This window comes from Mycobacterium sp. smrl_JER01 (genome assembly GCF_048513595.2).
Classification (GTDB): domain Bacteria; phylum Actinomycetota; class Actinomycetes; order Mycobacteriales; family Mycobacteriaceae; genus Mycobacterium.
In genome coordinates this window covers 62,513-85,618 of sequence record NZ_JBLXXK020000005.1, presented here as the reverse complement: position 1 = coordinate 85,618, position 23,106 = coordinate 62,513, and the positions used below count along the sequence as shown (strand labels likewise).

Annotated in this window: 22 protein-coding genes; 20 read left to right on the top strand and 2 right to left on the bottom strand. The window is 64.2% G+C overall.

Features of this window, described 5'->3' with window-relative positions; all coding sequences use genetic code 11:
- Positions 1 to 45 precede the first annotated feature (45 nt).
- The 9 genes from ACNUDN_RS31830 (at position 46) to ACNUDN_RS31790 (ending at position 10,759) form a co-directional block, all read left to right on the top strand.
- Complete coding sequence (locus ACNUDN_RS31830) at positions 46 to 1,971, top strand: nucleotide-binding protein (RefSeq protein WP_419125710.1); 1,926 nt, start codon at positions 46 to 48, stop codon at positions 1,969 to 1,971.
- Entirely contained in the window at positions 1,968 to 3,509 is a 1,542-nt protein-coding gene (gene eccD, locus ACNUDN_RS31825) for a type VII secretion integral membrane protein EccD (RefSeq protein WP_419125709.1), read from the top strand. Before ACNUDN_RS31830 ends, eccD begins: the two co-directional genes overlap by 4 nt.
- A complete protein-coding gene (gene mycP / locus ACNUDN_RS31820) occupies positions 3,509 to 4,903 on the top strand; it encodes a type VII secretion-associated serine protease mycosin (RefSeq protein ID WP_419125708.1) in 1,395 nt (464 codons plus the stop codon). Before eccD ends, mycP begins: the two co-directional genes overlap by 1 nt.
- Before the next feature lie 82 nt (positions 4,904 to 4,985).
- Positions 4,986 to 6,557: a type VII secretion protein EccE gene (gene eccE / locus ACNUDN_RS31815; protein WP_419125707.1), complete on the top strand. Its 1,572-nt coding sequence runs from the start codon at positions 4,986 to 4,988 to the stop codon at positions 6,555 to 6,557.
- On the top strand, positions 6,554 to 8,338 hold the full coding sequence (locus ACNUDN_RS31810; protein ID WP_419125706.1) for an AAA family ATPase: 1,785 nt from the start codon (positions 6,554 to 6,556) through the stop codon (positions 8,336 to 8,338). Before eccE ends, ACNUDN_RS31810 begins: the two co-directional genes overlap by 4 nt.
- A 78-nt stretch (positions 8,339 to 8,416) precedes the next feature.
- Positions 8,417 to 8,830 carry a type IV secretion system protein VirD4 gene (locus tag ACNUDN_RS31805; protein ID WP_419125705.1) on the top strand — a complete coding sequence of 138 codons (414 nt, stop codon included), beginning with the start codon at positions 8,417 to 8,419 and terminating at the stop codon, positions 8,828 to 8,830.
- 18 nt (positions 8,831 to 8,848) lie between these two features.
- Positions 8,849 to 10,267 (top strand): type IV secretory system conjugative DNA transfer family protein, encoded by a 1,419-nt coding sequence (locus ACNUDN_RS31800; protein WP_419125704.1) that lies wholly within the window; start codon positions 8,849 to 8,851, stop codon positions 10,265 to 10,267.
- Positions 10,236 to 10,616 (top strand): hypothetical protein, encoded by a 381-nt coding sequence (locus ACNUDN_RS31795; protein ID WP_419125703.1) that lies wholly within the window; start codon positions 10,236 to 10,238, stop codon positions 10,614 to 10,616. Before ACNUDN_RS31800 ends, ACNUDN_RS31795 begins: the two co-directional genes overlap by 32 nt.
- Positions 10,613 to 10,759, top strand: coding sequence for a hypothetical protein (locus tag ACNUDN_RS31790; protein ID WP_419125702.1), 147 nt, complete (start codon positions 10,613 to 10,615; stop codon positions 10,757 to 10,759). The genes ACNUDN_RS31795 and ACNUDN_RS31790 overlap by 4 nt, the downstream gene beginning before the upstream one ends.
- 34 nt (positions 10,760 to 10,793) lie before the next feature.
- On the opposite strand, the gene ACNUDN_RS31785 is transcribed toward ACNUDN_RS31790, so the two are convergent.
- Positions 10,794 to 11,609 carry a hypothetical protein gene (locus tag ACNUDN_RS31785; RefSeq protein ID WP_431961528.1) on the bottom strand — a complete coding sequence of 272 codons (816 nt, stop codon included), beginning with the start codon at positions 11,607 to 11,609 and terminating at the stop codon, positions 10,794 to 10,796.
- A 38-nt stretch (positions 11,610 to 11,647) separates the two neighbouring features.
- Between ACNUDN_RS31785 and ACNUDN_RS31780 the strand changes: the two genes are divergently transcribed.
- From ACNUDN_RS31780 to ACNUDN_RS31750, 7 genes are all read left to right on the top strand, one after another.
- Positions 11,648 to 12,022 (top strand): hypothetical protein, encoded by a 375-nt coding sequence (locus ACNUDN_RS31780; protein ID WP_419125700.1) that lies wholly within the window; start codon positions 11,648 to 11,650, stop codon positions 12,020 to 12,022.
- Positions 12,022 to 13,104 carry a hypothetical protein gene (locus tag ACNUDN_RS31775; protein WP_419125699.1) on the top strand — a complete coding sequence of 361 codons (1,083 nt, stop codon included), beginning with the start codon at positions 12,022 to 12,024 and terminating at the stop codon, positions 13,102 to 13,104. The genes ACNUDN_RS31780 and ACNUDN_RS31775 overlap by 1 nt, the downstream gene beginning before the upstream one ends.
- Positions 13,105 to 13,122: 18 nt before the next feature.
- Positions 13,123 to 14,070 carry a hypothetical protein gene (locus tag ACNUDN_RS31770; RefSeq protein ID WP_419125698.1) on the top strand — a complete coding sequence of 316 codons (948 nt, stop codon included), beginning with the start codon at positions 13,123 to 13,125 and terminating at the stop codon, positions 14,068 to 14,070.
- Positions 14,071 to 14,117: 47 nt separating this feature from the next.
- Positions 14,118 to 14,390, top strand: a complete 273-nt coding sequence (locus tag ACNUDN_RS31765; RefSeq protein WP_260758438.1) for a hypothetical protein — start codon at positions 14,118 to 14,120, stop codon at positions 14,388 to 14,390.
- A 70-nt stretch (positions 14,391 to 14,460) separates the two neighbouring features.
- Positions 14,461 to 17,292 (top strand): ATP-binding protein, encoded by a 2,832-nt coding sequence (locus ACNUDN_RS31760; RefSeq protein ID WP_419125697.1) that lies wholly within the window; start codon positions 14,461 to 14,463, stop codon positions 17,290 to 17,292.
- Positions 17,293 to 17,375: 83 nt separating this feature from the next.
- Entirely contained in the window at positions 17,376 to 19,403 is a 2,028-nt protein-coding gene (locus ACNUDN_RS31755) for a hypothetical protein (RefSeq protein ID WP_419125696.1), read from the top strand.
- Positions 19,400 to 20,095, top strand: a complete 696-nt coding sequence (locus ACNUDN_RS31750) for a hypothetical protein (protein ID WP_419125695.1) — start codon at positions 19,400 to 19,402, stop codon at positions 20,093 to 20,095. The genes ACNUDN_RS31755 and ACNUDN_RS31750 overlap by 4 nt, the downstream gene beginning before the upstream one ends.
- 386 nt (positions 20,096 to 20,481) lie before the next feature.
- Here ACNUDN_RS31750 and ACNUDN_RS31745 read toward each other — a convergent pair whose 3' ends face one another.
- Positions 20,482 to 20,691, bottom strand: a complete 210-nt coding sequence (locus ACNUDN_RS31745) for a hypothetical protein (RefSeq protein WP_419125694.1) — start codon at positions 20,689 to 20,691, stop codon at positions 20,482 to 20,484.
- 69 nt (positions 20,692 to 20,760) lie between these two features.
- Between ACNUDN_RS31745 and ACNUDN_RS31740 the strand changes: the two genes are divergently transcribed.
- The 4 genes from ACNUDN_RS31740 (at position 20,761) to nrdH (ending at position 23,106) form a co-directional block, all read left to right on the top strand.
- Positions 20,761 to 20,913 carry a hypothetical protein gene (locus ACNUDN_RS31740; RefSeq protein ID WP_419125693.1) on the top strand — a complete coding sequence of 51 codons (153 nt, stop codon included), beginning with the start codon at positions 20,761 to 20,763 and terminating at the stop codon, positions 20,911 to 20,913.
- Positions 20,900 to 21,676 carry a hypothetical protein gene (locus ACNUDN_RS31735; RefSeq protein WP_419125692.1) on the top strand — a complete coding sequence of 259 codons (777 nt, stop codon included), beginning with the start codon at positions 20,900 to 20,902 and terminating at the stop codon, positions 21,674 to 21,676. The genes ACNUDN_RS31740 and ACNUDN_RS31735 overlap by 14 nt, the downstream gene beginning before the upstream one ends.
- A gap of 449 nt (positions 21,677 to 22,125) precedes the next feature.
- Positions 22,126 to 22,509: a hypothetical protein gene (locus ACNUDN_RS31730; protein WP_419125691.1), complete on the top strand. Its 384-nt coding sequence runs from the start codon at positions 22,126 to 22,128 to the stop codon at positions 22,507 to 22,509.
- 345 nt (positions 22,510 to 22,854) lie between these two features.
- The gene (gene nrdH / locus ACNUDN_RS31725; protein WP_419125690.1) at positions 22,855 to 23,106 is read left to right on the top strand and encodes a glutaredoxin-like protein NrdH; all 252 of its coding nucleotides are present in this window, start codon (positions 22,855 to 22,857) and stop codon (positions 23,104 to 23,106) included.

Sequence of the window (23,106 nt, the reverse complement as noted above, 5' to 3'; positions counted from 1 at the left end):
ATCAGTCAAATCATATGTTTACGTGGTGACCAAAAGTGATTAATCATGTACTGTTATGAAGCAGTTCCAGGAGGTAGGCCACTAGTGGCGCAGGAGAATCGAGAGCCCGTGAGCGATCAGGACTTTTTCAGCCAGTATCTACAGCCGACGGGTACGCCCGCCACCGGGGACGACCCGGCGACTCCGCTGCCGTCCAACGACGATGCACGTGACGACAGCGGCGATCCGCCCCTCAACGGGGGAAGCGCTGTCCCGCAAGCTGATCCTTTCGGGGCAGAGGCCGCGCCGCCCACTCCGGGACCGAGCATGCCCGACGCTGGATTCGACGGTGGAAACCCAGCAGCCGCGTACCCCGCGCCCGCGACGAGCACCCCACCGCCGACCGCTGACCCCGGGTACACCAGCACCCACCGACCACCGGACACCTCCTACCCAGCACCACCGCTCCCGCCAACGGGCGGATTCGATGGTGGCCACGCCGCGTACCCGCAGGCGAGCACCCCACCGTGGATAGCTGGCGCTGAATACGACAGTGGATACCCGGCAGCCGCGCAGCCCGCGCCCCCGGCGGCGGGCGCCCCGCCGCCCTGGGGAGCTGACCCCGGATACGACAGCACCCACCGGCCACCCGACCCGCACACAGCACCACCGCCGGCCGGGTACCCGACGCCGCGGCAACCTGGTGATCAGTCGACAGCGCGGCACGCTCAGCCGCCGGGACCCAGTTATCAGCACGCCGCCGGTAATGCAGACGCCTACAGCGGCTCCCAGCGCGGGTACACGGACCCAGCTCCGCGGCACATGCCTACCCCGCCGCCCCCGGGACCCTACGAGCCACACGGTGGTTCGGCGCGTCCAGGGCCGACCGAACGGCCGGACTGGCAGTCGGGACCTCCCGCCGGTTATCCGGGCGGGCCGGCTCCGCAGACCCCGCCCCCGCCCGCGGTCCGCCCTGGCCCACTGGGTGGGCCCGGACAGCGCCATGAGTCGGTGGGCGCCATGCAGTCTCAGGTCCGAGAAGCCGATTTCGTCACCCCATACAAGCAGGTTCCCGAGCGTGGGTGGCGGCGCAAGGTGTATCAGACGACGCGGATCAACTTGGGGCTCAGTCCTGCTGAGCGTGAATGGAATGATCTGCGGCGACGTCTGACGGTCAATCTTCGGGGTACGTACACGATCGCGGTACTGCAACAGAAAGGTGGGGTGTCCAAGACCACCACCACCGTCGGCATCGGTGCGGCGCTGGCGCGTTACCGCGACGACAAGGTGGTGGCCATCGATGCCAATCCAGCCAGCGGTAACCTCGCGAAGCGGATCAATGAGCCGAGCACGGGAACGTGGCGCGGTTTGTTGATGGATCAGAATCTGCACTCTTACAGTGATTTTCGGCACTACTTGGGCAAGGATAGTTCCTCCGGTTTGGAGGTTCTTGCGGGCGATCCTGGCGACGAGGTGATCACCGGTCACGCGCTGGCGATGACGTGGCAACGCCTGTCTCGGCAGTACCCGATCGCGTTGCTCGACTGCGGAAATCAGATGCGTGACGATGTGATTGCCGCTGTGCTGTCGATGGCAGACGTTGTGGTGATTCCCACCACCACGCGCTACGACGGGGCCGAAGCTGCCCGCGAGACGTTGGATTGGCTTATGCAGCACGGTTATCCGCATCTGGTGCGGTCGGCGGTCATGGTCGTCAGCAACGTCAACAAGGTCACTCCCACCAAGGCTGTACGCAATCTGCATGAAGGGTTTGAGCGAGCGGTGCGGGCAGTCCATGACATTCCCTACGACCCGCATCTCAGCGATGCCACGGCCATCAACTTCGATCGGCTCGCACCGCAGACCCAGCGGGCGTTCATCGAAACAGCGGCCTCGATTGTCGACGGCTTCGCAGGCGCGGCAGACAAAGATCCGGGGTATCGGCCGCAGTGGCCGACACCTGGCCATGAGCATGGGCAGGAGCGGCGATGACATCAACTGACGTTGCGGTGACCGACAATTACCCAGTCGGGACGGTCGCTGCCGAACGAGTACGGCTGGCCGAACAGGTACGGGTGGCGGTGCTCTTTGAAGGCCGCCAGCACGATCTCACGTTGCCTGCCAGCTCGCCAGTGGCCGCTGTCGCTGATTCGCTGGTGCGCGTCCTACTGACCCGTGAGGGTAACGAAGACGGGATGCGCAGGCCCGATGACGAGCGCATGATCAGCCCCGGCGTGGTGCGGATGACGCTGATCAGTGGGCAGCCCTTGGACCGTACCCAGAGCCTGACGCAGCAAGGTGTGCGTGATGGCGAGCTGCTGGTGCTCGACATCATCGACGCCGAAGTCGAGTTCACCCCGATCTTCGAGTCCCCCTCCTCAGCAGTGGCGGTACTCAATCAGCAGCAGCATTCGGTGGTGACCGCTGAGACTGCGCGCCGCGTGGCCGGGGTGGTGGTGGCGGCAGCTGTCGCGGCAGTGACCGCACTATTGGGGTTGGCCTGGTGGCGCAACCTGGACAGCGGTCAAGACTGGAACCTGATTCCCGGTGTCGCGGCCGCGGGGCTGGCAGTGGTGCTCCTGGTTGTCGGATCGTTGGTGTGGTGGCGGGCTCAAGACTCGGTGACCGCGACGGCGATGTGGCTCTCCGGTGTGCTTATCGCCTGCCCGGCAGCAGCGGTGATGGTGACTCCTGGCTATCCCGGGGCGTGGCACCTCGTGCTCGCAGCGGTCGTCACAGCGACCGTGGCGGCGGCCTTATGGCGGTTGAGTCCGGCCCCACGGATCGTGGTCTCGGCCACCGTTCTCATCAGTACCGCCACAGCGATACTGGCTGCGATCTACGCGCTGACTGGAGTTTCACTGCAGAACCTCTCGGTCGCGGTGCTGGCGGTCAACCTTTTCGTCCTCACCGGCGCGCCCAAGCTGGCGGCACGGATGGCGGGTATCCCGATCCCACCGTTTCCGACCGTCACCGGCAAAGACACCTTCGCCGATGCCGATGCTATTGCCGCCGAGGCATTGGTCGCTGCCGAACATCAGGGCACACCGACCGTGGAGCAACTTCGGCGCTCGGCTGAGGCCGCGAACATCTACCTGACCGCCCTACTGGTCACGGTCGGAGTCTTCTTTGTGGGCGGCTCGATCTGGGCGGTGATACCCGGGCAGGGACGCTGGTGGCTGGCCACGGTATACATCGGCGTGCTGGCCGCCGTTCTGGTGATGCGCGGCCGGGCCTTCGCCAGCCGGGAGCAATCCATCATTGTGGTGGCCACCGGGCTACTGATGGTGCTCATCACGGCCGCGAACTACGCTCTCGCCGGCGAGAGCACATTCACTGTCTACATCGCGGCGGCAGTGGTGCTCGGCCTCGGTGTGGCCGGCTTGATCGCCGCAGCGGTCGTGCCCGCGAAGGTGTTCTCACCTGTCTTCCGCAAGGTCATCGAATGGATCGAGTACCTGCTGATCGTGGTCGTCCCCCCGATGGCGATCTGGCTGCTGAACCTGATCTACCTCGCGAGGAACATGTGATGATCGGCCAACGCGCGGGGGTACTGGCCACAGTGGCCGTATTGGCGGCGGCCTGGCCACTGGCTGGCGCCCCGTCGGCAACAGCGATCACACCGCCGGTTGTTGATCCGCTCGCGGTTCCGGACGGGACGCCACGACCCGACGAACCGATGAAGCAGAAGTACGACTGCATCGCGACCGGGCTGATCGCCGGTACCGACCCGGCAGCAGTGCCTGGCTCGCAGGCCTTCATGAATCTGCCCCGCCTGTGGGAATCCGCCGGCCGCGGAGCAGGGATCACGGTGGCGATCATTGACACCGGGGTCTGGCCGAACCCTCGGCTGCCCCGACTGCGCGGTGGCGGCGACTTCATCATGGATGGCGGTGACGGTCTACAAGACTGTGACCCACACGGTACGACGGTCGCGGCTATCATCGCGGCAAGCCCGTCCGAAGCGGACGGATTAGTCGGCGTCGCACCGGAAGTCGAGCTCATTTCGATTCGGCAGTCGTCGCAAATGTTCACCCCTGTGGCCCCGTCTGCGACCTCGGAGGAGGACCGCCGGGCGGGCACGGTGAGCAGTTTGGCCAGGGCGGTGGTCGCCGCGGCCAACACCGGCGCTCGCGTGATCAACATGTCGATCGTGGCGTGCATCCCTGTGCTCAAGCCCGTTGACCAGACCACTCTTGGCGCCGCACTGCGCTACGCCGCCGTAGAAAAGGATGCCGTACTGATTGCCGCAGCAGGCAATACGTCGACTCCCGGGTGCGCACAGAACCCCAACATTGATGCCACCAGCGTCGAAGACCCACGCAACTGGAACTCCGTAGTGACCATCAGCACCCCGGCCTGGTTCTCTGACTACGTTCTGTCCGTCAGCGCCACCAACAATGAGGGTCAGCCCGCCGTCGATGACCAGGGCACGGACATCAGTGTGGGCGGGCCGTGGGTGGGTGTGGGCGCACCAGGGCTGTTCGTGGAGGGCGTCAACCAAGAAGGCAACCTGATCAACGGAACTCACGATGCGGAAACCAATTCGCTCAAACCGATGAGTGGCACCAGCTTTTCGGCGGCCTACGTTTCCGGACTGGCCGCCCTCATCCGGGCAAAGTATCCCGGTCTACCGGCCCATCAGGTGATCAACCGGATCAAGCAGACCGCTCATTCCCCGGCCGCTGTCGTGGATAACCGCCTGGGCTACGGCGCAATTGACCCGGTGGCCGCGTTGAACTACGACGTGCCGCCGATCCCGACGCCGCGGGAGAATCTGTCGCGCCCCCTCGGGCCACCACCACCTGAGCCCGAGCCGGACCGCCGTCCCATGATGATGGCGCTGGTGGGTACCGCGACACTGGCGGTGCTGCTGGGCGCGGTGCTAGCGGTCGGCGCTATGTCGAAATCGCGACGAGGCTGAAAGGGCCGATCCGATGGTGATGTTAGACGAGCATATTCCCGGCCCCAAGGCCGGTTTGAACGAGCAAATTCGACGGTGGCGCTTGGATTTTCGACTGTCACTGGTGGTTATTGCCGAGATCATCGCGCTGGCTGTTCTCGTCGCGATCACCCCGGTGGTGTGGTGGGCTGCGGTGCTGATCGTGATAGCTGCGCTGTTGTTGGTCACGCTCAGCTACAACGGTGCCACCGCGTGGGGGTGGCTGGTCCGCGCCGCGCGCTTTCACTACTTCCGACGCAGCGGGAAGGCACACAAGCGGCGGGCGGGAATCCCTGCGGCGTTCACCGTCGACATGCCCGGGGCGGGCGCGGTCGGGATGCGGTGGGACGGGCAGTATGCAATCACCATGATTGCCCTGCACGGCAAGCCGTTTGCGCCGACGGTCCTGGTGCCTGCGGGTGCGGAAACAACCAGTCTGGTTCCTGTCCAAGCTGTTATCGATCAGCTTCATCAGTTCGCCGGCCTGGAGCTGCATTCGGCCGACATCGTGTCGGCGGGCGCTCGGGTGGCCCCTGATGGCCGTTACACCCCGAAATATGAGGAAATCATCGCCGATCGCGCCGCGGTCGGGGAGCGGCGTAGCTGGCTGGTGCTGCGCCTGTGCCCGCAAGCATGTCTGGCGGCAATGGTGTATCGCGGTGACGCGGCGGCCGCCGCGGCGGCGGCCACCGAGCGGGTGCGCCAGTCGGTGTTGCGCGCCGGTTGCCGGGCAATCACCTGCACTGCCGACCAGATGGATCAGGCCACAGAAGCCCTGCTCGCCGGCGCCGAGCTGAACCGGATTCGTGAGGGTTGGAGTTATCTGGACACGGTGTCGGAGTACGTCACGACCTATCGGATCGCGGGCAAGGACCTCACGACACGTGTGCTCAACGATGTGTGGACCGTGCGCTCTGATGCCACGGTGACTGCGATCCGCCTGACAGCCGATCGGGCCGGTGTGGTCGCCGCGGGCGCGGTGGTGCGGTTTCATACCTCTGCGCCGCTGCCGCATCCACCCCTGCTGACGTTGCGTCCCGTCGTCGGGCAATGCTTCGACTCGCTGCTGGCGAGTTTGCCGCTTGGCGATAGGGCTCTGCGTTTTGAGATGTCACCGCGGCGTCTGACCGACCCAGCCGAGCTGAAAGTGCCGGTGGGGCCCAGTGGGCCTATGCTCGGGATGACGGTGACCGGTGTGCCGTTCCTGATGCCGCTGACCGACCCGCTGCGCGCCAGCACTATTTCGCTGTGTGCATCTCTGGACACGGTGATTCCGGTGCTGTTGAGGGCCAGCGCGGCCGGATCGGTCATTCTGATTCACACTGAGCGCCCACAGGTATGGCAGCCGCTGCTTGACAACTCTCATCGCATCAGCATCGCCAACGATCGCGAGCCTGTGCGCTCCCCGAACATCATCGTCGCTGACGGCACGGGTCATGGTCTGACCGCTGGCGAGCGTGGACACACCCTGATCACGCTCAGCGATGTGGCCGAACCGAGCGCAGATGTGACGTTAGTGCAGCACTCCGGCGACGAACTCGTGCTCGGTACACCAAGTGTGCAAGGAGTCCGTCTCAGCATCATGCGGCCGCGCAATGAGGCGCAGTTCCTCTCGCACCTGGTGGTGCGTGCATGATCAGCCAGCGGTCGTTGGACGCTCTTCGCGCGGCAATGAAGGTGATGGGGTCGGCACCCGAACGCGCAGCGCAAGTCTTCGTTCTTGCGACCCAAGACGATCCGGCGCTGGCGGATGGATGGTTGGGTCGCTACGCCACCGGAGAACGCACGGTGGCGGTGCTATCCAAGCTCTCGGAGAATGCCGAGCGACTAGGCGAGGGTTTAGGCAGGCTCCAGCTTGGCCCCGCTAATTTGGGCGCGTCCTTCGACATCGAGTACGCGCGCTTTCCGATCGCTGATCAAATCACCGCGCACCTGGCCTATGCATCCGCGCTGATTGCGTCGGATCAGTTCCAGCAGGCGAGCGACATACTCGCTCGTTTGCCGGCAGATCATCCCGAAACCGGATACGTGCGTGCATGTCTGGCGACCAAGACTCAGCGTTGGCCCGACGTGTTGACGGCAGTAGGGGTGTGCACTCAAAACCCACGAGACGTGTATCTGGCGCGGGCGGCAAGCCTGCTGGAGGCTTGGGCAGCAGCCAGTCTGGGATTGATGCAGCCTGCTTTACAGGCCGCACAGCGGGTCATTGACGGCAAGCCGACCCCCACCGATGGTCTGGCTGCGCGGGGAGCACGCGTCAACGATGTATTGACACGTGATGCGCTGTTCTGTCGTGCTTTAGTGCTTCGCCACCAAGGCGAGGACGAAGAATCCGAGTCCGTGTTGACCGGAATCCGCGTGCAGTGGCCGGATTTCGAGCGTGCGCACATCGCCCTCAACGATCGCACGTTCGGGTTAGAAGTCACCGATCCGGAAACGATCGCTTCCCGCACCGATAAGTGGGACCCGGACACCGGCACCAGCCGCGCTGCCCGTGATCAAGCAGACCGTGACGCCACACGACAGGAAGTGCTGGCACGCGCAGAAGAGCGGCTGGCTGCGTTCATCGGTCTTGAGGGGCCGAAGGAACAGATCGCCGTGTGGCGCACGGAAATCGAGATTGATCTTCTGCTGGCAGAACAAGGCGAGGAGGTCGGGACCGCCAACGAGAACCACATGGTGTTTGAGGGTCCACCGGGGACCGCGAAGACGAGTTACGCCCGGATCGTCGCCGAAATCCTCTTTGGTCTAGGCAAAGTCGATCGGCCGACGCCCCTGGAAGTCACTGAGGAAGATGTCGTGGTCGGCTATGTGTCGCAGACCGCGGAGAAGATGAGAGAGATCTGCGAGAAGGCCTTGGGCGGTGTTCTGTTTATTGATGAGGCTTACCGGCTCGCGCCCGAGACAGATGGGCACTCGTTCGGCAAGGACGCTATCAACACCTTGCTCAAGTACATGGAGGACTACCGCGACCGTCTTGTGGTCATCGTGGCGGGCTATCCAACGGAGATGCGCCGTTTCATGGCAACCAATCCGGGCCTCGCGAGCCGGTTCCATTTCACGTTGACATTCGACAGTTACAACGCCGAGGAGATCGTCGCTATTGGCCAGGTGATCGCCAAGCAGGAAAAGATCACCGTCGCCGAAAGCGCGTGGGAACTGTTACGGGGAGAAACTGACCGTCTTCGCGCCATCGCTACAAAAGAGGGCACAGCGCTCGATGCCGCGGGTAACGGTCGCTACGCCCGCAAGGTGGTGCTCGCGTGCAAACGGGAACGCGCCCGCAGGTTGCACACGCTGGGTTCTGCGGGCCTGAGACAGCTCGCTACGGACGACCGTTCCGCCTTCGATGTCACTGATGACGATATGGCCCGGGCGCTCGCATCGGCGCTGACCCCAGAAGGCGTCAGCACGTAGACGACGAACAATGCACAGTGCTGTTTACTTTACGTCTTCGCGTTGACTAACTATGACTTATTGTGCCACTGTATGGTCATGTCGTTGGGTGAAGCGGTCGCGTCTCTGTCCAGCATGGATGCCGCACTCGACCTTGCTCACGGTCTACTCAAGCTCGGCAAGGATGGCCTAGGTAAGCAGTCGGGGGCCACCGTCTGGGAGGTCCATGCGGTTGTGCCCCTGGCCGTGATTCTGTTCGCCGCGGGTCCATTGGGCTGCGGCGAAGGCGAGCCGTGGGTGCGTGCGGCGATCGACAACGCCGATCCCGAGGACACTGTGCAGCCGGGGTGGGCGCGCGCCGCGCTGCTGTGCATCGCCGTCCACCCGCTTATGGCGCGTTCGGTAGCCCGGCTGACCGGGTTGAGTCAGCGGCAGCGCGACTGTCTCGTGATGGCGCTACGCGTGGCGTTAGACGAGTCTCCTGGCACCCTGGCCGGTACTGCGCGCATCTAAGCGAAGGGGCGAAACACTATGTACGTCAAGCCATCCACGCCATACTGCGGCTTCGGACGCCGTGCCGGTGGCAACGAGATGTTCGTGCCGAGCAGCGCAGCACATGTGCTGGTGTCCGCACCGACCGAGACGGGCAAAAGTCGGCGTCTGCTGGCGCCGGCCGCCACATTGTGGGGAGGCCCAGCAGTGGTCGTCTCGTCCAAGGACGATCTCATGCAATACGTCATGGAACGCCGATGGGGACCAAAGGCGTTGCTGGACCTGCGGCCACTGAAATCGCCGGTCTATCCAGAAGGCGTGGTTCCCAATGTCTATGACCCGACTGTCACGATTGACAGTCCCTATGAAGCCCTGACAGTGGCCGAAACCATCATGCAGATGTCGACGGTCGGGTTGGGCTCGGGGGCTGATCAGGTATCTGACGGCGGGGTATGGGAATCGCAGGCCGCCGGCCCGCTGGCGGCGTTTCTCTTCGCGGCGTCGCCGGAGGGCAACGGCAAGGGCATGGACTGGGTTCTAACGGCAGTCGACAACATCGACCCCGAGAACAGCACCCAGCCTGGGTGGGTACAGGCCGCCGCGTTGTGCCACCAGTACCCGACCTTGGCCATGGGTATGGCACGGATCATGGAAATGGACCCGCGTCAACGTGACTCGGTGGCCATCACAATGCGCAAAGCGATCACTCCTTGGCTGCGCACCTCGCTACTCGATCGTGAAGGGTTTGAGCCGTTCACACCGGATTTTCTTGATGACCCACAGGCGACCCTCTTCATCTTGGCGCCGGCTGATGGCACTGTGGCGGGTTCTGCGGTGACTCTGTTGGATTCGTTGGTGCGTCGGTGGCGCGAGAAGACGTCGACCAGGGAAACGATGCATCGGCTGCTGATGGTCATTGACGAACTTCCCAATACGGCACCGATTCCTAACCTGCGACGCATCGTGGGGGAAGGTCGTGGGCTTGGCATTAATCTGATGGTGGCCGTCCAGGCATCCTCGCAGCTCGACACCGTGTATGGGGCGGTGTATGCGAATGAGTTGCGCGATATTTTTCCAGCCTCGGTGATTATGTTCGGCGCTCGGGAGGAGGAACTTCTCACGGCGGCCGAGCACTGGTCGGGACTGACCAACCGACGTCCGCAAGGGTTCGGGCAGAACGACGGTGGTAAGAACCTCAACAACGATCTCGGTGCCACTTTGCGCTGGCAGGAGCTTCTTCCACCGACCCGCGAACATGCGCGGCTGCTGATCCGCGGCGGGGTGGGAACCTGCGTCGAAATACCAGACTGGTCAGTCTTTTTACAATTTTACGATCAGACGACTCAGGCTATCCTGGCCAGAGCTCACGGCCGGGGTGGGAGCGCTGAGGCCGTGGAGCAGGGGAGGCTTCGCCGCTTGGTGCGGCGTGCGTGGCTGGATCGCGACAGTGCGGCGTGACCCGGAGCTTGCACGTCGGATCAACCTGCTTTTCGACGTCATGCATACGCGCACGGAGCCGCCGCTGAATTCGGCGGCCGCCGCCGCGGCCATGTCCGCCCGTGGTGGTTCTGCGGTCAGTGCGGCAGTCGTAGAGCAGTTGCGATTGGGCTATAGGGGCGATGCACTCGATGCACAGCTGAGCATCGTTGCTGAATTCTTCGGTGTACCAAGCGTTTATCTCACCGAGACTAGGGTTCGGACCGGCATCGACGCCCAGCTTCATCTTGTGCGGCTCATGCGCGAAATGGGAGATCGAGGGCCCGCGGCTGCCCTGTCGGTGATGGGCGGCACGAAGGCGGGATTATGACGGCGCTCGCGTGGGCTGTGGGGGGTATCGGGGTGGCGTTCACGGTGTGGGAGATGGTGCGTCGCTTGCGTGCGGCGGCCCAACACCTTCAGGACTGCACCAGTGCGAGCGAATCGACCGATGTGGTCGTGGGCGAGGGGTAGCGTCCCCGCTCGTCGGTGATACACCGCATTCGGATCAGTAGCTCGATCCGATGGTGCTACTGGGCGTGAAAGCCTGTTCTGCAACAGTTTTGATTCCTACTCCTACCGCTGCGAGGGTCCAGAGGATTCCGGCTGCGTTGACGACGAGGCCGATGACGATGAGTTTGGCTGAGCGTGGCATCGGACGCACGGCACCGGCGCCTAAGGGTGTGCGGTCAATCGGATCGGCTGGCTCGATGGTGCGGAACGGCGATGGTGCGGTCATATCATCGGGCAGCAGCGGCAGAGAGAGGGTCACTGTCGGTGCCGTGGGGGAGAGTGGCCACCAGTCGGTTGAACCGTCGATTGCCAACCAGCCATTGAGAATTCCGTAGATTCCGGCTGTGAGCGCTGCTGCTGGAAGTTGTGCGAGCAGCCAGGGCGCAAGGACTGTACTAGTCAGTGTGTCCGAGGGGCGGTACAGCAGAACCAAAAGCACCCCCAGTGCCACTGATGCCCAGAGGAATGCGGGGATGGGGAAGGAGCGAAGCCGGTCAGGGATGAGCGCTTCGCTACGGTGATAAATCAGCTTGCCCAGCGGCCAGCCAAGGGGAGCTAACACGGCCGCGGCGATGACGATGACGACCTCCAGCACACCCTCGACGGTCTTGACGCCGCGAGTGAGCAGTGGGTGACTGGGGTGGTCGTTGTAGGGGCTTGGTCGGGCGCCAGCGACGTCGCGGGCACGTCGGCGAATTCTTCGATTAAGCAGCTCTGCGCGGCGTATCTGCATGGAGAAGATGCCCGCGTGCTCGGCAATCCATTCGCGGCGTAGTTCGTCGTATCGGTCAACACTCGATGTGAACACCATGTGTTTACGTGTTGCCTTCTATTGCGTAATCTGTCAGCATGATGGTCATGACGGACAGCGTAGCGATGGGCGGTGCGATGGTCTACCCCATCGCGGCGTTTCTGGTCGCGCTCGCTGCGATTGGCCTTCTGAGCTTGCTTTTTGTGGTGCTGTTGGCGCTTGTGGTGCGCCGTCTATGCCGCCGTACGGATCGGTTCGCGGCCACGCGCTGGAGTGATTCATCGGTAAACACTGCCGGTGGTGGTTTCTCGTCGGTGGGCGGATCTGCACTGTGGCCGGCCGCGTTGGTCTACCAGGTTCCTGAGCCTGACCGGGCCCAGCGACCCGGGCCGCGCGTCAGCCGTAGAGGCCAGCGCCGTCAGCTCAGTTCACGCAGTGCATCGACTTTGCAGCATGGCGATCGGGGACGGTAATGACCCTTACTAATGACCAGTGGTCCGACGACTTGGCCGCCGAGGACGACGACGGCTTCGGATTCCCTCAGGCTCCGACCTTCACCCTTCCCGCAGAGGCCCAAACGGGTTACACCGACCTGGACGAGGACGACCGTGATCCGGCCGACGACCACGCTGACCATGATTCTGGCGAGCGCGGATTCGGGGATTGCCGCGACCCTGAGGATGACTACGCTGATCCCGACGAGGGTGTAGCGGACTACGACGATTACCCGGTTGAGGGACAAGCCCTCACCGGACCTGTTGGTGGTGGCCAGACGGACGCGGCGGAACCGCGCCGGGCACGCAGGTTTGACGGCAAGGTAGCTGCGGGGTTCGGTGCTGTCGGGCTGGTGGCCGTGTTGGTGGCGATCGTCGGGGCGGTCGCTGTGTACGGCTCGGATGAGCCGAAGCCCACCGGCGCTCCGAACGGGGCCGACGCGATGGCTTTGCCTCCGACGCGCTCGGCGGCGCCGGCGCCCGCCCCCGCTCCTACGCTGGACCGTCCGATTTCGTTCACCGCCGATGCCCTGGGCTCGTGCGCAGAGGGGTCGACGTCGGCACAGACGATGGCCGGCACTGATCCCCACGCGGCGTTCGTGTGTGTGCGCGGCGGCGGTGATGGCCAGGTCATCGACATCGAGCTTCCAGGTACGCACTTGATCACGGCGATTTCGGGTGAGTTTGGCTGGGTGGGAACCGATGCGAGCGGGTCGAAGCCGTGGTCGCAGTACCGGGTGGTTACCACGGTGCAGTACACGTTCAACGACACCGATGCCACGCTGGTGACCCAGGAAACCAAGAACGTCCACGGTGAAGCGGTGCAGCCGATTAAGCGGGTGCTGGCATCCAAGATCCGCATGTTGATCCGGGAGACCTCCCGGCCGCCAGCGCAGCCCGCAGGTGGTGCCAGCACGGCACCGACCAAGCCGAACGGACCGCTGGGCCTGGAGCTTCCGCAACTGCCGGGGGTGCTCGGCGGTGGGCAACAGAACAGCGATCCGGTCGACGCCGCATTCGCCATCAAAAGCTTGAAGATCATCGGCCACAAGCCGGTATAGCGCCGAGGACACACGACCATGGCAATGAGCCGCATCTGGCAGCAACGGATCAGCCGCACGCAGGGTGTGCTGACGAAATTCGGGAAACCCGCAGTGTTGATTCTGGCGGCCCTGGCGGGGCTGAACGTGCTGTGGCAGCTTCTTTTTGCCACAGCCCCTGACCTCACCGAGCCATCACGGGCGGTGGTGAACCGCTCTGCGGTGGTCGGTGCGTTCGCCCAGGATTTCGTCGCGGTCTGGCTGGAGGCAAACACTCAGGATGCGGCCAGCCTGAGTCAATTCATCAGCGCCGATCCCGCGTCCTTGACGCTGCCTTCCACTCCGGCAGTCGTCATCAACACGCCCACGATCGTGGCCGTGTCACTGGAGGGCCTTGCAGGTCAGGAAGCCGACGCCGAGGTGTATTCCGTGGTCGTCGGGGTGACCCAGCGCCCGTATGAGTCCGCCGCACCACACCGAGCCTTGTACCGGGTCCCCGTGCTGTGGTCGCGCTTCGGTCCCCGTGCCGCGAGTTTTCCGGCGCGCATCGGCGGACCGGGCGCGGGAGCAGATCTGCCGCTGAGCTACCCGAGCACGTTGAGTGAGGCCGACCCCGCCTACAGCACAGCGACGGGTTTCTTGAAGGCTTATCTGACCCCTGCCGGCGGTGTGGAGCAGTACGTCACCACGGACTCGATGATCGCCGGATTGGGCAATGCGTACGAAACCCTTTCCATACAGGGCGTTACCGCGCTCGGCGTTCCCTCGTCGGTGCCCGCCGACGGTGAGCTGGCTCGTGTCTTGGTCCGCGTGACCGCAGTGAACTCTCAGTTCGCTCCCTCGCCATTGGTCTACCCCTTGACGCTTCGCGGGGTTGGTGGGCGCTGGCTGGTCGCAGCAATCGACAAAGCGCCGGCGGTGTCGACCGATGACCGTCTCGTTCCGGCGGCGGTGTCCACCGACTGGAGCTCTGCCACACCGAACTGACCGGCACGTCCAACCAGCGGCCGTGCCACAAGGGAAAGGGAACCGCAATGACTCAAACAACCTTGGCCGCAGGGGATCTGCTGACCGCCATCCCCTCGCTATGGGAATCGGCTCAGATCCCGCTCGCGATCATCGCCATCTTCGTTGGAGGTGTTGCGGGCGCATTCGCGCTCGTGCGCGGGTTCGGCGCCGCAATGGGGAAGGTTCTCGGCGGGGTCGCAGTCGCAGCCATCATCCTCGGCGCGGTCGGCCTGGCCGTCTCACTGAAGACCACCGTGGACAAGCACGGTGGGGGCATCACCACCGGGCAATTCGGCTAGCGCCCCGCCAAGGCGTCGAGAGCGCCCGAAACCGAGCTGGTGTTGACGAGATGTAGTTGGAGGTTATGCAGTGGGTGAGAACAGCTTTCGCGGTCAGACAGCACGCGTGTACGCCGATGTGCGCGACTTTCCCATCTATGTCTCCCACATCGATGACAACACGCGATTGTGGTTCGCGCCGTGGCGGATCTGGGACGGCGCGACCTTCCTGATCGGTATCACCTCCACGGTCTGGGCGACCCGCAAGTGGCTTGACTCCGGACACGCCATTGCCATCGCACTGTTCGGCCTCGCGCTGACAGCAGCACTGACCGTCGCTGCCCGCCAGATCCCGGTATCTCGACCCAGCCCGCTCTACCGAATCGGCTGGCTGCTCGGCGGACTGTTGCACACCCAGCGCAAAGCCGGGATCAACGGTGAGGGCGAGGCGGCGCTGTCGCCGCCCAAGGAGGTGATCGGCAATCTCAGTTTCACCTCCGGAGGTGTCTACGCAGAGTTCATCGTGGACGGACAGCCCGGCGGAATGATGCCCTACGCGCTCAAGGACGCGATTGCGATGCGTCACCGACCTTTAGTGCGTCAACTTCCCTCGGGGTTGCTGCTGTGGGGCTGCTGCGTGCGCCTGGACCACCGGCGGCTGCTGCGGTGGATGCTCTCGGGCTACACCAATGAGCCTGCGTGGGTGCAGGAAGTCCGAGACTGGGAGGACTTCTTGACCATCGAGCCGTTCTACGAGCAGGTGTTCGGGATACGCGTGCCGGTGGACTCGGGAGCCGCTGGACGATCCGGAGTGGGCGGCCTAGCCAAGGCGGCCACCGTCGTCGCCGGCCGCGACCCCGACGACCCGCGATCACTTGCCGGGTACCAGGAGATGTCGGCCTCGATACTGTCGAAGATTCCTGCCGAGTTCAACGCGCGTCCGGCCACCCCGCGCCAGATCCACTGGTGGTATCGGCGGCGCCTGGCCATGGGTGCGGTCAACGATCCTTTCCCGCACGGTGCTGGCGGTCCTGATCGGCTCACCGAAGCCGACTTTGCGCCCGTGGTGCCGGCGCAGTTCGACTGTGGTGACCAGGAGTCCCGCAAGAAGGACCGCCGCTGGTGGCGGCGTGTGGTGCCGTCGCTGGCTGCTGTGCTGGTGATTAGCGGTGCCCAGCGCCTGGACAGCTTTCAAAGCATGCTGGCCGTAGCTCAGATTCCACGCGGCGGGCTGGCCTATCCACGTGCGGAATACCTGCTTGCCGTCTACGACGTGGACACACCTGCCGACATCGACTGGATTCAGCACATTTCCACCCGCCCGGCTGAGCAGGCGCTCACACGGATCGACCGCGCTCAGCGCAACCTCGATGATCAGGCGTTCCAACGGGCAGGTCGCCGGTCCAGCGACAGTGACCTCATTGAGCGCTACTCCTCGGCCGAGGAATACAACGCCAAGCTGCGGGCGTCGAAGTTGGAGCGGGAAGTGGAGTCCACGACGGTGATCGCCGTCGGGGCGCGCTCGCGGGCCGAACTCGACGGGGCCTGCCAGCTACTGCAAACGCACTTCGCAGAAGACCTCGACATGACGCTGAGTCGCCGTCGCGGCAGTGCCCAAATTGGGCTGTGGCAGACCGGGCTGGCAGGCAGTGAAGAGCGCAGCCCGCGCAGTCAATTCAGCCAACCGGCGACTACCACCGACTGGGCGCGATTTTCGCCGCTCGTGTCCAGCAAGCTCGGTCACGGTACCGGAATTCTGTTCGCCCGCAATCTGTCCACCCGACGGCCGACCCCTGTCCTGATCGAGCCGGAAGGCGCGAGCCGTCGGCGTCAGGTACCCGGAATGCTGTTCTACGGCCCGCCTGGAGGTGGCAAATCTCAAGGCGCGAAACGGGTGGTGAACGGACTGATTGCCCGCGGCAATCAGTGCAGCATCCTTGATCCCGGCTCTAATCCCGAGTGGGTGCGTGCGCTGGCACATCTGGGGGATCGGGTAGCTGTACTTGATCCCACGCGTGGTCAAGTCTCGGTCGACGGGTTGCGCATTTTTCGCCGTGAGATCGCCGTGGAGCGCACCCTTGATCACCTTCTTCCAATGATGGGTGTCGAGCCCGATGCCGAGATCGCCCGCCAGCTCCGCTTTCTGCTGCGCCCCGATCAGCGGGTCGCCGAAAGCATGGGCGCTCTTGTGCGCTACCTGAACAGCTTGCAGGGAAGCGCCTACAAGGAGTACGCGGAACTCGCTGCGCGGCTGGATATGTGGGCCAACATCGACTATCTGCGGGCGATGTTCGATGAGTCGCTGCCGATACCTCCGATCGCCGAGAAGGATGCGGTGATCTGGCTGACCGGTGACTTGGAGTTGCCGACGACCTCGCAGACCGAAGATCTACACCTCTACAAGCGTCAAACAGCGCGTGCACGTGCCGGTTTGGCCATCTACGGGATGATCGCTGGGCTGACACGGGAGAGCTACACCGGACCCAATCGTCGGCCTGGCAAGTTCGGGTGGTTCGTGGCCGAAGAAGCCCGGGCGTACTTCGCGTCGCCGGTCGGCCGCGAAGATGCCACCGAGTTGATCACCCAGGGACGCAAGCAGCGATACGGTCTGATCGGTATTGCACAGCATGTCGAGTATTTCGACGGGATTCCCACCAAAGACCTACCGACCCGCGTCATTACACCGTTCAAAGCGTCTGCGCGAGAAGAAGCGACCGAAGAGTTCAAGCGCATCGGGATTGATCCCGAGGAGTACCCCGAGGTCTTGAACCTGCGTACCGCCGAGGGACACGGTTACGCCTACATGATTGACGATGCTGGCAGCACCGGTCTGATCGACATTCTGCAGCCAGTCCAGCCTCAGCTGCGGCACGCCTTTGATACCCGCGGCTTGGAAGACGAGGCGCTGGAGCTGATGCGGTGATGTCCGCCTACTGCGCATGGCTGTATGAGCACCCTCGTCTGCGGCGAGTGTGGCTGGTCACTCAGCTCCTCTGGGGAGGCTGGATGATGGCCCTGCTGACCGCCCCGCACGCGGTGGCGGCCGGGTTCGCTGGAGCGCTCAACTGGCCCAGCCCCATCGTGGACACCTACGGCCAGCCGGTGGGCACCTATTTCATCAGCACAGTGTCGATGCTCGACGCCATCCGCACCCAAGGCAGCGACGTCAGCATTATCGATCCGGGCTCCTGGATTCCCGCACTGACCGACCGCTTCGAAATCGCCATGACCTACAGCCAACTGGCCGTTATCCTCGGATGGTTCTGCGGATTCCTGGTCATGGTGGGTGCGGTCGGGATCTGGTTCATCAAGATCGCACTGGGCTCGGCGTGGTTGGGCTGGCTGGCCGCACTGGCCGCGCCCGTGCTGGTCGCCATCAACAACCTCGTCGGTGAGTTTCAGATCATTCCGCTGGCACTGATCATCTGTGTCTTCGTCGGCGGCATCATCGCCTTGACTAAGGGGTTTGGGCGCGGCGCCGGGGTGATGTGCAGCGGATTCCTGGTGATCTTGCTGATCGGGTTTTTCCTCAATGATCCGGTGAAGGAACTCGGTGACAATGGCCTGCTCGCCACCGGACGAGCCATCGGATTCGAGCTATCGCTGGGTATCGCGAACAATGGCAGCTTCGACCCCTCGGGTAACGCCGAAGGCCAGGTCGAAGTGCTCTCGCAATGGATGGCCACCACCCTGATTCGCCACCCCATTCAGATTGCCAACTTCGGCAGCGTGATCGACAACATTGACGGGTGCGCACAAGCCTGGAACGCCGCACTCAATGCCTCGACCGTCCTGACTCCCGCGACCCAGGCACTCGCACCGGCAGGGGCCCACGACGGTCCAGTTCAGGCCATGCGGGCGTGCGGCGCAAACGATGCCTACGCCCACGCCCATTTCCTCAGCGGCGAGACGATCGGGCTGATGTTCTTCATCAACTGCGTCGTGCTGGTGGTGCTGATGCTGCTGTGCTACATCGGCTGCGAAGTCATTCGGATCGGATTCAAGGCGTTCTGGAATGTGCTGGTGCTGGTGCCCGCCGCCGCGGTAGCGGTCGCACCAGGACCGCAGCGCGAGTTCGCCAAACGCACCGCCATCAAACTGATTGTCCACGGCCTGGAAATGCTATTCGCCACTGCGGCTTTCGGCATTGTCCTGGTGCTGATGTCGCGAGTATCGAGCGGAAAGCTCGAAGGATTTGAAGTCCAGCACCCCATCGCGATCCTGCTGCTCATGTTGTTGTTCGCCGGCGGCGCGGTCTTCGGGTTCAGGGCGCTGATGCGAGGCTTCGGCGATCGGGGACTGCCGGGGCCGATGTCGGTGCTGCGCAAGACCGCTGCTGTCGGGGCCGGCCCCATGAGCTTCTACCCCGCGATGCGCGACATGGGCCGCTCCATGCGCCGCGACATCAACGCCGACGGGGTGGGTCTGCCAAGTTCAGGTAAACCCGGCGATGAGGGAACGCGCGCTCCCGCAGCCAAGGGCCGCAAAGCACATCCCAATCCCGGTGGCATCCCGTCTGCGAGCGGATCATCACCGAGCACACCGCCGCCATCGGCAACCACACCCACCGCAGTCCCCGCACCCGCTGCGGGCGCACCCGCAGGCGGGTCGGCCGCTGCCGGTACCGCGGCGCGCGGAGCAGCCACTGGCACCGGTAGTGCTGCGGCCAGCACAGGCGCGGCAGGCGGCGCTGCTGCGGGAGCCGGCGCGGCGGCCGCCGCAGCGGCCGGACCGGCCGCCCCTGTGGTCGCTGGAGCCGTGGTCGCGTCGAAGGTGATCGAACGCCAACAAGCCAACAAAAGCCGTGACAACGGACCTGCTGCCCGCAGCACCCCGAAGTCGAGCACAGATTCTTCGGCCGCGCCGGGGCGCGCTGGTGCTGCACCCACCAACCGTCCCCCCACACCGCCGAATGATCACACCGCGACGCAGCCGCGTCCATCGGCGAAGCAATCTCCGGCGCCGAGGACGGGCACCCCGAACGAGTCGCCCGGCCGCAAACCCCAGCCCCCGCAGGACGGCAGGACATCATGACCGTTACCGACATCTATCTCGGCGCAGAACTGAACACCACCGGGCGTGCTTACTGGGCTATGTCACGGATGGTCAATCACGGTTGGTCAGTCCTAAGCTTCGGACTCGACTGCGGTGGGTGGTTGCGGCTTCGCACCCCGTCGGGGGTGGAGTTGCCCGTGGCTGCCGATCCGATTGACCACACACCGTCCGCGAAACGGCGGGTACCGGGCCAGCCCGGTGAGCCGCTGCTGCCGCTGCACGCCTGCCGCCTGCTCCACCAATGCGCGCAGCAGCACGACGTTTCGCACGGACGCGACGACACCGCCCGCACCATCGCCGCCCTGCTGCGCCTGGGCATGCCCGCTGGGCGCGCGCATGCCGACGATGCTCGATGCCCGTGGTACCTGCCTCATCACGGGGCCGTGCAACCGCCGGCATCGGTGCGTCGCGCGTACTGGGCGGCGACCACACTCACCGATGACTACGGATGGCGTATCACTGGTGTCGATGCGCGAGGGTTTACCGCGGTTGGCCCCTACGACGCCGAGGAAGTCCGGTACCCGTGCGCTGCCACGGCTGATTCCACCACCTCGTCCCGGCTCGCGCGGCTGCTGCCTCAAGTGCACAGCGACGGAGGGACCGACGAACTGAACCGACTGCTCGTGGAGCACCAGCAGGCCCACCAGAGCAGGGCGGTGGCGCGATCATGACCATCCGCACTCTTCCCAGCGACCTTCCCCGGCTACGCGTCCACGGTCGGGGTCTACGGCACACTCGGGTCACCGACGTGAATGCCGCCGGTCCCGACATGTGTGGTACTCCACGCCGGCTAGCTGCCGACGTTGCGTCCCCCGCGTCCTGTGCCAGTGGCTCGACTGCTCATCGTGCGGCGGCAGTGGTCGAGTATGCGGTGCGCCTCGCAGGAAGCGTTGACGAACTTGCACAAGCCCATCGCGCTCTCACCGCAGCGCACTGCGACTGTGCACCAGAGGATTTCGGGTGCGTCCGGCGCGTGCTTCATGACGTTCTGCATACGCCCGACCCGTGCGCAGAATACGGGTTGGCGATGGGTTTGACTGTGCGCAGGCCCTGGGCGTCAATGCTGCTGGTATCGAGTCAGATCGGCGGGAAGAACGTCGAGAATCGGACAGATTCCACCGACTATCGCGGTCCGGTACTGATTTACGGTGGTACCCGCACCGACCAGGCTGGTATCGAACTCGGTGTGCAGCTGGGTATGCGAGAGATGGCCTTTCATTGCGACCAGCAAGGCTGGCTTGGCGCAACCGTACTTGTCGACGTCCATCGGGCCCAAGGGTGCTGCGCCCCGTGGGGGACGACTCCGTTTAACCCCGGCCAGCCCAAGTATCACTGGGTGTTCGAGTCTCCCGCACGACTGGCTGCGCGGCCATGGCACGACAACGCCAAGGGTTTTGACGGGTTGCGGCCGGTGTCGTGGTCGGCGCTGGTCAGCCGCAAGGCCGCACGGTATGCCCGGCGACAAGGAGTGTCCGGTGCATCCAGGTGAGGGCGATGAGCAGGGCTGCTGGCAACAGTGGCGCACCGACCGTGACCGCGACGAGCAGCGTCGGGTAGCCCAGCAACGGCGCGACCGCAAGGTCCGTAACCAGCTCAGTCGCGTCGTGGACGTCCTTGACGAGCTGCTCGGCCCCGGTGAGCAGCAGCCCCGTCGCCTCGGTGAGGTCGCGGACTTCTATGGCGTGAGCCAGTACCGGCTCTCAGCGGTGCTTGAGAAGCACCGCGACGAGTTCAGCCGAGATGGGTGGCAACCGCATCACCGTGGCCACGACGGGCACGATCTGTGGCCTGACCGTGCTGTCGTACGAGCAGGACTACTACTGGAAAAGTCCTCTGTAGCAGCCCATCTGCGACACCTCCTCGGTGTAGGCGATATTCCGCTGGTGTACTCCCAAAGTGATGCCCGCCTGGCCGAATGCCGGCAGCTCTACAACAAGGCCCTGACGGTCGTTGCGGATATCCACGGCGAGTCCAGCACCGACGATCTGTGGCGAGCAATGCAGGGTGCGGATCGGTACGACCTGATGGCGATGGTGATGACCTTGGCCTCCCTGACTCCCTACGACCGTCCCAGCTTGGGGCAGTGGCTACGCGAAATCAGCGCCCTCACCACAAAGGACGGCAGTATCGCTCGCGGTCTGGCGCTGCTAATCCCTCAACGTCAAGCTATCGATGCGCGAAAGCTCAAAGAGTCCGGGTCCGCACGATCGCACAGAGCGCGGGCCGACGATGAAGGAGCGGTGTGCCAATGAGTTCCACCTCCCACGCTCGCTCACCGATAGCCGAACGGCGTTCTCGCGCTGAGCAGACCGAACGGCAGATTGCCTGCCTGTTACCTCCGCACAACCACTACGTTCAACCACTCTCGGGGACGCTGGAAGTTCTGCTTCACAAGCCGTGCAGCCCGCTAGAGACGGTCAATGATGTGGATTCCGAGCTGGTCACGTTCTGGAGGGTCCTACGCGATCGGCCCGACGACCTTGCGCGGGCATGTTCGTTGACTCCGCACTCGCGGGTGGAGTTCACCTCTGCGATTAGCGGTTCCCGACTCCCTCGTGCCACCAACGAGGTGGAGGTTGCCCGACGAGTATGGGTCCGGCTCAATCATAGTCAAACTGGTGCTGCGCGAATGCGTCCGCAGTGGCAGAACACCGCAGCGCACCGCAAGACGGCGGCGGGCCGCGATACTGCCATTGCTCAGATGACCGAGGTCGCCACCCGAATCAAGAGGGTGAGCCTGGAATCGGCCGCTCCTGTGGAGCTGATCGACTCGGTAGCGCGCCAACCCGGAGTGTGCATCTACCTCGACCTGCGAACCGAGGTCTTCGGTGCTCAGGGCGCCAGTCTCATCCATCACGCGCGCGTCGACCCGACGCAGGTACTTCGAGCCGTGTCGAAGGCGAAAGCTGCCGTCGTGATCCGCGCCGATCGCGACACGGTGGCGCACAGTCCTGTACACAGCTGGGCGTGCACGCCAGTGGGGGAGCACCGGGATAGCGCCGCGGTGCACTTGTGGTCAAACCGTGTGCTGTCGATGCAAGAGCGTCTTTTCGACCTTGGCGACTACGGTTGGGCAGCAACGTGACTACGGCCGACACCATCGCTGTTCGTGAGCAGCTGGTCGCGGTGTTGCGGGCCGCCGAAGCACCGATGACTAGCGCCGAGCTGGCCAGCGTTCTGCCGTGGCAGACCCACCGTCTCGATGTGGGCTGCGAGCTGGTGTGTCACGCACCTCGCCGGCCTACGGCGATGCGGGTGGTCGAGTGTCATCGAACCTGGCATCTGGTGAGTCGTCCGCGTTCCTCACAGGACTCGCGCACAGGGATATATCGGCATCTGAGGAGCTTGGCCCGTGCAGGGACCATCCGGTCGATTGCGTTGGGGCCAAGGAAAGTTCAGTGGGAGTTTGTAGGTGAGTAGGAGAGCGACGATGAGCAGGATCACCGTGTACACCAAGCCCAACTGCGTGCAGTGCACCGCGACGTTCAAGGCGCTCGACAAAGCGGGCATCACCTACGCGAAAATCGACATCAGCGTCGATGCCGAGGCCCGCGACTACGTGATGGCCCTGGGCTACCTGCAAGCCCCCGTCGTGGTGGCCGGCGATGAGCACTGGAGCGGCTTCCGGCCCGACCGCATCTCCGAAGTCACGGCTCCAGCACTCGCGCAGCTATCCATGTAG

Coding starts and splice junctions, on each gene's coding strand:
- ACNUDN_RS31780 (WP_419125700.1), top strand. CDS start 11,648: ATGATGGTCATGACGGACAGCGTAGCGATGGGCGGTGCGATGGTCTAC.
- ACNUDN_RS31785 (WP_431961528.1), bottom strand. CDS start 11,609: ATGGTGTTCACATCGAGTGTTGACCGATACGACGAACTACGCCGCGAA.
- ACNUDN_RS31730 (WP_419125691.1), top strand. CDS start 22,126: ATGACCGAGGTCGCCACCCGAATCAAGAGGGTGAGCCTGGAATCGGCC.
- ACNUDN_RS31830 (WP_419125710.1), top strand. CDS start 46: ATGTACTGTTATGAAGCAGTTCCAGGAGGTAGGCCACTAGTGGCGCAG.
- ACNUDN_RS31790 (WP_419125702.1), top strand. CDS start 10,613: ATGACGGCGCTCGCGTGGGCTGTGGGGGGTATCGGGGTGGCGTTCACG.
- ACNUDN_RS31745 (WP_419125694.1), bottom strand. CDS start 20,691: ATGGACGTCGACAAGTACGGTTGCGCCAAGCCAGCCTTGCTGGTCGCA.
- nrdH (WP_419125690.1), top strand. CDS start 22,855: ATGAGCAGGATCACCGTGTACACCAAGCCCAACTGCGTGCAGTGCACC.
- ACNUDN_RS31805 (WP_419125705.1), top strand. CDS start 8,417: ATGTCGTTGGGTGAAGCGGTCGCGTCTCTGTCCAGCATGGATGCCGCA.
- ACNUDN_RS31750 (WP_419125695.1), top strand. CDS start 19,400: ATGACCGTTACCGACATCTATCTCGGCGCAGAACTGAACACCACCGGG.
- ACNUDN_RS31800 (WP_419125704.1), top strand. CDS start 8,849: ATGTACGTCAAGCCATCCACGCCATACTGCGGCTTCGGACGCCGTGCC.
- mycP (WP_419125708.1), top strand. CDS start 3,509: ATGATCGGCCAACGCGCGGGGGTACTGGCCACAGTGGCCGTATTGGCG.
- ACNUDN_RS31775 (WP_419125699.1), top strand. CDS start 12,022: ATGACCCTTACTAATGACCAGTGGTCCGACGACTTGGCCGCCGAGGAC.
- eccD (WP_419125709.1), top strand. CDS start 1,968: ATGACATCAACTGACGTTGCGGTGACCGACAATTACCCAGTCGGGACG.
- ACNUDN_RS31765 (WP_260758438.1), top strand. CDS start 14,118: ATGACTCAAACAACCTTGGCCGCAGGGGATCTGCTGACCGCCATCCCC.
- ACNUDN_RS31755 (WP_419125696.1), top strand. CDS start 17,376: ATGATGGCCCTGCTGACCGCCCCGCACGCGGTGGCGGCCGGGTTCGCT.
- ACNUDN_RS31770 (WP_419125698.1), top strand. CDS start 13,123: ATGGCAATGAGCCGCATCTGGCAGCAACGGATCAGCCGCACGCAGGGT.
- ACNUDN_RS31810 (WP_419125706.1), top strand. CDS start 6,554: ATGATCAGCCAGCGGTCGTTGGACGCTCTTCGCGCGGCAATGAAGGTG.